Source organism: Streptomyces beihaiensis (assembly GCF_026274175.1).
Lineage (GTDB): Bacteria > Actinomycetota > Actinomycetes > Streptomycetales > Streptomycetaceae > Streptomyces > Streptomyces beihaiensis.
This window is the reverse complement of record NZ_JAPHNL010000333.1, coordinates 17,966-27,469: the sequence shown is the minus strand read 5'-3', so window position 1 is coordinate 27,469 and position 9,504 is coordinate 17,966. Positions and strand designations below refer to the sequence as shown.

Annotated in this window: 9 protein-coding genes; 3 read left to right on the top strand and 6 right to left on the bottom strand. The window is 71.4% G+C overall.

The window, feature by feature from the left end; genetic code table 11:
* The 3 genes from OFY01_RS31270 to OFY01_RS31260 form a co-directional block, all read right to left on the bottom strand.
* On the bottom strand, positions 1-1,123 hold a 1,123-nt coding region (locus tag OFY01_RS31270), incomplete at its 3' end, for a sensor histidine kinase (protein ID WP_266605691.1).
* Positions 1,120-2,127 (bottom strand): hypothetical protein, encoded by a 1,008-nt coding sequence (locus OFY01_RS31265; protein ID WP_266605689.1) that lies wholly within the window; start codon positions 2,125-2,127, stop codon positions 1,120-1,122. The genes OFY01_RS31270 and OFY01_RS31265, both read right to left, overlap by 4 nt.
* A gap of 82 nt (positions 2,128-2,209) precedes the next feature.
* On the bottom strand, positions 2,210-3,007 hold the full coding sequence (locus OFY01_RS31260; protein WP_266605687.1) for an IclR family transcriptional regulator: 798 nt from the start codon (positions 3,005-3,007) through the stop codon (positions 2,210-2,212).
* 130 nt (positions 3,008-3,137) lie between these two features.
* Here OFY01_RS31260 and OFY01_RS31255 point away from each other — a divergent pair, with 130 nt between their 5' ends.
* The 3 genes from OFY01_RS31255 (at position 3,138) to OFY01_RS31245 (ending at position 6,656) form a co-directional block, all read left to right on the top strand.
* A complete protein-coding gene (locus OFY01_RS31255; RefSeq protein WP_266605685.1) occupies positions 3,138-4,667 on the top strand; it encodes an aldehyde dehydrogenase (NADP(+)) in 1,530 nt (509 codons plus the stop codon).
* 131 nt (positions 4,668-4,798) lie between these two features.
* A complete protein-coding gene (locus OFY01_RS31250) occupies positions 4,799-5,506 on the top strand; it encodes a DsbA family oxidoreductase (protein ID WP_266605683.1) in 708 nt (235 codons plus the stop codon).
* A gap of 82 nt (positions 5,507-5,588) precedes the next feature.
* On the top strand, positions 5,589-6,656 hold the full coding sequence (locus tag OFY01_RS31245; RefSeq protein ID WP_266605681.1) for an aminotransferase class V-fold PLP-dependent enzyme: 1,068 nt from the start codon (positions 5,589-5,591) through the stop codon (positions 6,654-6,656).
* Between the two features lie 59 nt (positions 6,657-6,715).
* Here OFY01_RS31245 and thpD read toward each other — a convergent pair whose 3' ends face one another.
* The 3 genes from thpD to ectB form a co-directional block, all read right to left on the bottom strand.
* Positions 6,716-7,615, bottom strand: coding sequence for an ectoine hydroxylase (gene thpD / locus OFY01_RS31240; protein ID WP_266605679.1), 900 nt, complete (start codon positions 7,613-7,615; stop codon positions 6,716-6,718).
* A gap of 154 nt (positions 7,616-7,769) precedes the next feature.
* Positions 7,770-8,174, bottom strand: a complete 405-nt coding sequence (locus tag OFY01_RS31235) for an ectoine synthase (RefSeq protein ID WP_266605678.1) — start codon at positions 8,172-8,174, stop codon at positions 7,770-7,772.
* Positions 8,175-8,218: 44 nt separating this feature from the next.
* Positions 8,219-9,490, bottom strand: coding sequence for a diaminobutyrate--2-oxoglutarate transaminase (gene ectB, locus OFY01_RS31230; protein ID WP_266605676.1), 1,272 nt, complete (start codon positions 9,488-9,490; stop codon positions 8,219-8,221).
* Positions 9,491-9,504 lie beyond the last annotated feature (14 nt).

Below are 9,504 nucleotides of genomic sequence, written 5' to 3'. Positions count from 1 at the left end.
AGACTTCGAGGCGCTCGTCGGCGGACATGAGCCGCACGCCGGAGCGGCCGGGAGCGCGCGCGTCGAGCAGCTCGACCGCCGTCCCCGCGTGCCGCGCCGAGTTGGCCAGCGCTTCCTGCACGATGCGGTACGCCTCGCGTGAGACGAGCGGTGGCACGGCGGCCGGGTCGACGCCGAGCGTGACCCTCACCTCCAGACCGGCCGCCCGTGTGCGGCGCAGCAGCCCGTCGAGGTCGTCGGCGAGCGTCGGCGCGGACGTGGGCCCGGTGGCCGACGGGCCGCCGTCCTCGCGCAACACCCCCAGGACCGCGTCAAGTTCACCCACCGTGCGGCGCGTCGTGTCCTCGATGGCCGCCAGCGCCTCCCGTACGAAGCCGGGGTCCGTGTCGAGGACCCGGCGCGCGGCGCTCGCCTGCAAGGTGACCGCGCTGAGCGCGTGCCCCACCGCGTCGTGGAGCTCCCGCGCGAGCCGGTTGCGTACGGCGAGATCGGCGGCGCGCGCCTCGGCGGCCGCCAGCCGCTCGGTGGGGCCGGGGCCGAGGAGCACCGGCGCCCACCGAGCGAGCAGCCCCGACGCAGCCGCCGCGCACCCGGCGAGCGCCACGAGCATCAGCACCCCCGCGACGGGCGCGAGCGCCACCGCCCAGCCGTGCTCAAGGGTGCCGCCGGGCAGACCGAACCGGGAGGCGCGCAGCGTGGGGAAGAGCGGGTACACGACGAGGACCGCCGCGAACGGGGGCACCGCCAGGGTCATCGCGCTCAGCACCCCGCCGAGCAGCACGTGCAGCGTGAACCACCCGACCGTGCGCCCGCGTGCGCCCGCGCCCCGCGGCGGCCCGTCGGCCAGCGCCCCGCCGTCCACCGAGCACAGCGTCCGCACCGCGGCCACGGACATCGGCCGGGTCAGCGGGAACAGCGCGGTGACCGCGGCGAGCGGAAGTCCGACGGCGAACGAGGCGAGCAGCAGCCGCACGTCCGTGAACGCCGTCCGTGCGCCGAGCACCGGGCCGACGAACACCAAGCCCACCAGCACGTACGGCATGGCGAGCGCGCCGCCGAGGATCAGATGGACCCAGCGGCGGCGTGCCACGTGGCCGACGAGGCGCCGGGCCGCGCGTCTCATCCCACCCGCGCCGGGGACGGCACGGGCCCGGCGTCCCGCGCCGCCGTGGCTTCCTGGCGCTGGACGAGCTGGTGCAGGCCGACGGTGGCGACGAGCATGCCGACGATCATCTGCACAGCGTAGACACAGTTCATCAGCTGCGTCGGGCGGTCCGCGATGTCGGCGACGCTGAACAGCGACGGCAGCGACAGCCAGCACGTCAGCACCCCGGAGCCCACCCACGCCCCGGTCAGCGGCACCGCGACGGGCAGCCTGGGCGCCCGGCGGAAGGCGAGCAGCAGCCCGGCCGCGGCCGCCGTCACCAGATACACCAGGTCCAGGCTCTCCAGCAGATAGAAGTCGCTGGTGCGGTCCGTGGCGAGGCCCGCGCCCAGTCCCGGCTCGGCGCCGCACGCCCACAGCACGTGCAGGACGATCGGGAAGAGCGCGAGGAGCGCGGCGGCCACGGCGACGGCCCGCTGTGCGGCCGCGCCGTGCGCCACCGGCAGCTCGCCCGTCCTGCCGCGCCACAGGTGGCCCCACCGGTCGCGCGCGTACAGGGCGAACAGCGTCGTCAGACACGCCGCCTGCACGATGAATCCCGTGTAGACCATCGCGAACACCCACGGTTCGAGGAAGGCTCTGCCGCCGGGGGACGTCGTCCGTGTCGAACCGCCGAAGAGGTGGACCACCAGTTCCAGCGGATACCCGGCCGTGATGGGCGTGAGCAGCCCTGTCGCCACCCACATCGGCACGGCGAGCAGCCACGCGGGCACCCGCCGCCCCCATGGGCGGGTCAGCGCGAACGCGAGCACGATGACGGCCGTGTCGAGCAGGACGGTCACGCTGTTCGCGATCACCATCGTGGTGCGGTGCTCCAGCAGGGAACTGCCGTGCGGGATGCCGACCTTCGCGCCCGTGATCCAGACGGCCTTGAGGGTCAGGTAGGGGAGGCATGCCGTTATCGCCACGACCCTCAGCGCGGCGCGTACCGACTCTTCGCGTGTTCTCTTCTCGTGGGACATGGCCTCAGGTTCGCGCCGGGGCACGGCCTGCCACGTCCTGCCTCGCGACGATCCGTCTCCGCCGTGCGGGGGAGGCCCGGCGTCAGAGCCGGCGGGTCGCCAGCGTCAGGCGGTCCCGCGCGTCGAACAGCGCGTCCTTCACCATCTGCTCGTGCGCCGGCGTCAGGCGGGCCACCGGGACCGAGCAGCTGATCGCGTCGCGGGCCGGGGTGCGGTACGGGATCGCCACGCCGAAGCAGCGCAGGCCCAGCGTGTTCTCCTCGCGGTCCACCGCGTAGCCCTGTTCCCGGACGGCGTGGAGTTCTTCGATGAGCTTGTCGCGGTCCGTGATCGTGTGTTCCGTCAGGGCGGGCAGCGTCTGCGGGAGCAGCTTGCGGACCTGTTCGTCGGTGTGGGTGGCCAGGAGCGCCTTGCCGAGCGAGGTGGAGTGGGCCGGGAGGCGGCGGCCGACGCGGGTGAACGGGCGCAGGTAGTGCTGGGACTGGCGGGTGGCCAGGTACACGACGTTCGTGCCGTCCAGACGGGCCAGGTGGATCGTCTCCGTCGTGTCGTCCGAGAGGCGGTCCAGCGTGGGGCGGGCCGCCGCCACCACCTCGTCCCCGTCGATGTACGACGTACCGACCAGGAGCGCGCGTACGCCGATGCCGTAGCGCGTGCCCGTCGCGTCCGTCTCCACCCAGCCGAGCTCCACCAAGGTGCGCAGCAGCATGTAGAGGCTGGACTTCGGGTAGCCGACCGCCTCCTGCACCGCGGCCAGGGAGTGCATGCCGGGGCTGCCGGCGAAGAATTCGAGCAGTTCGACCGTTCGTACGGCCGATTTCACCTGCGCGCCGCCGGTACCGCCCGCGCCGCCCGCGGCCCCCGTCTCGTCTGCCGACATCGCCCTTGACCCCTTCGTTCGACCGGAATTACTGTCCAGTCTCAGTTCATCATCAGAGACGGCGTTCAGTATATCGAACGACCCTCGTCGTGCGCCCGACGGGCGGCGAGAAAACCGGGAGGAATCCGCGGTGGCAGCAGCACCAGTCTGGAGTGTCGACCCCCGAACCGGGAAGCAGCGGGAGCAGGTCGCGGTCGAGGCCACGGCCGAGGAAGTCGACCAGGCGGTGCGTGCCGCCCATGGCGCGCGGTCCGCTCTCGCCGACCGCGTGGTGCGCGCCGCGTTCTTGCGGACCGCCGCCGATCTGCTCGACGAGGCCGAGCACCAGCTCGTCGAGGCCGCCGACGCCGAGACCGCGCTCGGGCCCGTCCGGCTGGGCGGGGAGCTCGCTCGTACCTCTTACCAACTGCGTGCCTTCGCCGGTGTGGTCGAGGAGGGGGCGTTCCTCGGTGTGGTGATCGACCACCCTGACGACCGGGCCACCCCTCCCGTTCCTGATCTGCGGCGGTACAAGATTCCGCTGGGCGTCGTCGCCGTCTACTCCGCCTCCAACTTCCCCTTCGCCTTCTCCGTGGCCGGCGGCGACACCGCCAGCGCGCTCGCCGCCGGGTGTCCTGTCGTCGTCAAGGCGCACCCCGACCACCCCGCCACGTCGGAGCTCGTCGCCGCGGTCGTGCGGCGCGCCGCCGCGCGGCACGGCATCCCGGAGGGTGTGCTCGGCCTCGTCCACGGATTCGAGGCGGGCGTCGAACTGGTCACGCACCCGCTGGTCTCGGCCGCCGGGTTCACCGGGTCCGTGCGGGGCGGGCGTGCTCTGTTCGATGCCGCGGCCGCCCGGCCCGTTCCCATTCCGTTCCACGGCGAGCTGGGGTCGCTCAACCCCGTCGTCGTCACCGAGGCCGCCGCTGCCGAACGGCCCGAGGTCATCGGGGCCGGGCTCGCCGGTTCCATGACGCTCGGTGTCGGGCAGTTCTGCGTCAAGCCCGGACTTGTTCTCGTGCCTGCCGGTGAGGCGGGTGAGCGCCTCCTCAAGGCGCTCACCGCCGCTGTCAGTGACACCGACGCCGGCGTGCTGCTCGATCACCGCATGCGGGACAACTTCGTCGCCGGTGTCGCCGAGCGCGCCGAGCTGGCGGATGTGGAGTCGCCGGTCACGCCCGGGGCCGGTGGGGAGCACACCGTGGCTCCCGGGTTCCTCACGGTCCCGGCCGCGCGGCTGGCCGAGGCGGGTCCGCACGACCTGCTGCTGGAGGAGTGCTTCGGGCCGGTCACCGTTGTCGCGCGGTACTCCTCCGACGAGGAGGTCGCCGCTGTGCTCGGGCGGCTGCCCGGGAACCTGACCGCCACCGTGCAGCTGTCGGCCGGTGAGGCGGCGGGAGAGGGGCGCGGCCTTTCCCTGCTCGCCGAGCTCACGTCGATCGCCGGGCGTGTGCTCGTCAACGGGTGGCCCACCGGTGTCGCCGTCGCCCCCGCTCAGCACCACGGGGGGCCCTACCCCGCCACCACGTCCACCTCGACCTCGGTGGGCGCCACCGCCATCGAGCGGTGGATGCGGCCGGTCGCCTACCAGAACGCGCCCGAGGCGCTGCTGCCGGCCGAGCTGCGGGACGACAATCCGCTGGGGCTGCCGCGGCGGTACGAGGGGCGCCTGGAGATCTGAGGCGGGAGCTCACCGGGTGGCAGGCGGCGGTCTGTGGGAACGCGGCGGTCTGTGGGGATGCTGCGGGAATGCCCTGGGCGCGCATGCCGTTGTGCTTTCAAGTACATGACTTCTAGTTGAGTGAGACACCCATGCGCGTCGAGATCTGGACCGACATCAACTGCCCCTTCTGCTACATCGGCAAATCCCGGTTCGAGCAGGCCCTCGACGCCTTCCCGCACAAGGACCAGGTCGAGGTCGTGCACCGGTCCTTCGAACTCGACCCCGGGCTCGCCAAGGGGGAGACCGGGTCCGTGGTCACCAAGATCGCCCAGAAGTACGGGATCAGCGAGGCGCAGGCCGCCGCCAACGAGCGGGGGCTGAAGGAGCAGGCCGCCACCCTCGGGCTGCCCTATCTGAGCGAGGGGCGGGATTACGGGAACAGCTTCGACCTGCACCGGCTGCTGCACCTCGCCAAGGAGAAGGGCGTGCAGGACGCGGTGGTCGACGCCCTGTACCGGGGGAATTTCGCCGAGGAAGGGTCCGTGTTCGGCGACGAGGAGCGCGTGGTGCGCCTCGTCGTCGAGGCCGGGCTCGACGAGAGCGACGTGCGGGCTGTGCTCGGTGACCCCTCGGCGTACGCGGACGCCGTGCGCGCCGACGAGCGTGAAGCCGCGGAGCTGGGTGCGGGCGGTGTGCCGTTCTTCGTCCTCGACCGTGCGTACGGCGTCTCCGGCGCTCAGCCCGCCGAGGTCTTCACGCAGGCGCTTCAGCAGGCGTGGGGGGACCGGGCGCCGCTGACCGTCGTGGACGGCGGGGACGCCTGCGGGCCTGACGGCTGTGCCGTACCGCGGACCTGAGCGTGGCAGATGAGCGTTCCTTGGGGGTACCGCTCAAAACTTCTCAATAGACGGGGAGTTGATTGCGGGGCACAGTGGGGACATGGATCTCGATCTCGATGTCGTGGGTGAGCAGTTCCGGCCCGGTGGGACTTACCTGAACACCGCGAGCGCCGGGCTGCTGCCCGCTCGGGCCGTGCGTGCGATGCGTGAGGCCCTGGAGGGGATGGCCAGTGGGCGGGCCGCCGACCCCTTGTTCGAGGACGCCGAGGCCGCCCGTGCCGCGTTCGCCCGGCTTGCCGGAGTTCCGGTGGCACGGGTGGCCATGGGCGGCTCGGTGGCCGTCTACAGTGGGCTGATCGCCTCGTCGCTTCCGCCGGGGGCCGAAGTCCTCACCGCGGAAGGGGAGTTCAGCTCCACCGTCAATCCCTTCCACGTGCGCGGCGATCTGAAGGTGCGGATCGTGCCGCTGGAGGCACTCGCCGAGAGTGTGCGCCCCGGCACCGCGCTCGTCGCCGTCAGCGCCGCCCAGTCCGCCGACGGGCGCGTAGCCGACCTGCGCGAGTTGCGGGCCGTCACCCGTGAGCACGGGGCCCGGCTGTACGTCGACGCCTCGCAGGCCGCCGGATGGTTTCCGCTGGAGGAGCATGCTCCGGGCGCCGACTACACCGCGTCCGTCGCCTTCAAGTGGCTGACGTGTCCGCGTGGTGCCGTCTTCTTCGTGGCGCCGGGGGACCCCGAGGGCGTGGAGTCGTTGGCTCCCGTGTTCGGGGGATGGGTCGCGGGGGAGCGGCCCTGGGACAGCTGCTACGGGCCCGTCACCGAGCTCGCCCGGTCCGCCCGGAGGTTCGACGAGTCGCCCGCGCTGCTCACGTACGTGGGGGCCCGGCACGCGCTGGAGCTGATCGAGCGCCTCGGGGTGGATGCCGTACGGGCTCATGACCTGGCGCTCGCCGAGCGGTTTCGGGCCGGGGTGCTCGAACTCGGTCACGAGCCCGTGGCCGCGCCCGGCTCGCCGATCGTCTCGGTCCCCGGACTCGGGGCACGGCAGGCGGAGCTGGCCCGCGCCGGGGTGCAGCTGTCCGACCGGGCCGGGAACCTGCGGGCCTCCTTCCACCTGTACAACACCGCCGACGATGTCGCGCGGGTCCTTGAGGCCCTTGCCGGGTAGCCGAGGGGCGTGGGGGCGGAGGTGGGGGCGTACCCCGTGCCCGCCCCCACCTGTGACTCCTACTTCACCGGCGTGAAGTCACGTGCGCCGATGAACTCCGGACGGCGGATCGGTGCCGCGAACGGCTCCTGCGCCGTGTTCTCCACGCTGTTGAAGACGAAGAACACATTGCTGCGCGGGAACGGCGTGATGTTGTCCCCGCTGCCGTGCATCGTGTTGCAGTCGAACAGGACCGCCGAGCCGGCCTTGCCGACCCACTGCGAGACGCCGTACTCGCCCGACATCTTGGTCAGTGCCTCGTCCGAGGGGATACCGGCGTCCTGCATCTGCAGCGAGCGCTTGTAGTTGTCCTTCGGTGTGGCCCCCTGGCAGCCCAGGAACGTGCGGTGCGATCCGGGCATGAGCAGGAGGCTGCCGTTGTAGGCGTAGTTCTCCGTGAGCGCGATGGAGACGGAGACCGTGCGCATGTTGGCCAGGCCGTCCTCCGCGTGCCAGGTCTCGAAGTCCGAGTGCCAGTAGAAGCCGGACGCTCCGAAGCCGGGCTTCACATTGATGCGGGACTGGTGGATGTAGACGTCCGAACCCAGGATCTGCCGGGCCCGTCCCACCACGCGCGGGTCCGCCGCCAGTTCGGCGAAGACCTCGCTGATCTTGTGCACCTCGAAGATCGAGCGGACCTCCTGGGAGCGGGGCTCGACGATGGAGCGCTCGTCCGCGCGCATCGCCGGGTCCAGCACGAGGCGGTCCAGCTCCGTCCGGTAGACGCCCACCTCGCTCTCCGAGATCAGCTCGTCGACCTGGAAGAAACCGTCCCGGTCGAACTCCGACAGCTCCGCGGCCGTGAACGGCCCCTCCGTACCCGGCGCGGACCACACGACGGGGTCCTTGCGCTCGGTCAGCACCTCGGTGGCGCCTCGGGTCGGGTACAGGTCTGCGGTGCGTTCGGGTGCGGTGGTCATGGTGTTGCCTGCCTCTCCTCTCGTACGGCCCTGTTCGGGAGGTACCCCGGCCCGCCGCGTCCCGCCCCCGAGGCGGGGTGCGACGGGCCGGAAGTTCAAGTGGAGCACCGGCTCCGGGCATACGCGAGAGGGCCTCGGGGCCCTCGCGCGTATGTCAGGCCTCGTCCGGCTCCGTCAGGAGCGGGTACACGCCGTTCTCGTCGTGGTCCTCACGGCCGGTGACCGGCGGGTTGAAGACGCACAGGCAGCGGAAGTCCTCCTTGATCCGCATGGTGTGCTTCTCGTGCCCGTTCAGCAAGTACATCGTGCCCGGCGTGATGGTGTACTTCTCGCCGGTGGTGTCGTCGGTCAGCTCCGCCTCGCCCTCGACGCAGACGACGGCCTCGATGTGGTTGGCGTACCACATGGACGTCTCGGTGCCCGCGTAGAGGATGGTCTCGTGCAGAGAGAAGCCGACGCGCTCCTTGGCGAGCACGATGCGCTTGCTCTCCCATGTGCCCGACTTGGCCTTGACGTGGCGGTCGGTGCCTTCAATGTCCTTGAACGAACGGACGATCACGGTGAGTTCTTTCCCTTTCTGACGGTGGGTGCGGGGGCGTCGGCTCAGGCCGTCTCGCGGACCGCGCGGGCCAGGATGCGCAGGCCCTCGTCCAGTTCCTCGGGCGTGATGGTCAGCGCGGGCAGCAGCTTGACCACCTCGCTCTCCGGGCCGGAGGTCTCGATGAGCAGGCCGAGCTCGAAGGCGCGCTTGGCGATCTTGTTCGCCCGCTCCTTGTCGTGGAACTCGACACCCCACACCAGGCCGCGGCCGCGCACCTCGGCGACCTCGTCGCGGTGCTCCTCACGGATGGCGGTCAGCGCCTGCTCGACCTGCTGGCCGCGGGCCAGGGTCTGCTTCTCCATGGCCGGGCCGTCGCTCCAGTAGGTCTCCAGGGCGGCGGCGGCCGTCACGAACGCGGGGTTGTTGCCGCGGAACGTGCCGTTGTGCTCGCCCGGCTCCCAGGCGTCCAGCTCCGGCTTGAACAAGGTGAGCGCCATGGGCAGGCCGTAGCCGCCGATGGACTTCGAGACGGTCACGATGTCCGGCGTGATGCCCGCTTCCTCGAAGGAGAAGAAGGCACCGGTGCGGCCGCAGCCCATCTGGATGTCGTCGACGATGAGCAGCATGTCCCAGCGCTTGCACACATCGGCGAGCTTGCGCAGCCACTCGGCGCGGGCGACGTTGATGCCGCCCTCGCCCTGCACCGTCTCGACGATGACGGCCGCCGGCGTGTTGAGGCCGGAACCCTGGTCCTCCAGCAGCCGCTCGAACCAGATGAAGTCCGGCGTCCGGCCGTCCAGGTAGTTGTCGAACGGCATCGGCGTGCCGTGCACCAGCGGGATGCCGGCGCCCGCGCGCTTGAACGCGTTGCCGGTCACCGCGAGGGAGCCGAGCGACATGCCGTGGAAGGCGTTGGTGAAGGAGACGATCGCCTCGCGGCCCTTGACCTTACGGGCCAGCTTCAGCGCCGACTCGACCGCGTTGGTCCCCGTCGGTCCCGGGAACATGACCTTGTAGGGCAGGTCGCGCGGGCGCAGGATGATGTTCTGGAAGGACTCCAGGAAGGCGCGCTTGGCCGACGTCGACATGTCGAGGCCGTGCGTGACCCCGTCGCGCTCCAGGTAGTCGATGAGGGCGCGTTTGAGCACCGGGTTGTTGTGGCCGTAGTTGAGCGAACCGGCGCCCGCGAAGAAGTCGAGGTAGGCGTGGCCGTCCTCGTCGTACATGCGGCTGCCCTGGGCCCGGTCGAAGACGGTGGGCCAGCCGCGGCAGTAGCTGCGCACCTCCGACTCAAGGGTCTCGAAGACGCTCAGGTCCGGCTGGGTGATGGTCACAGCGAAAGCTCCTC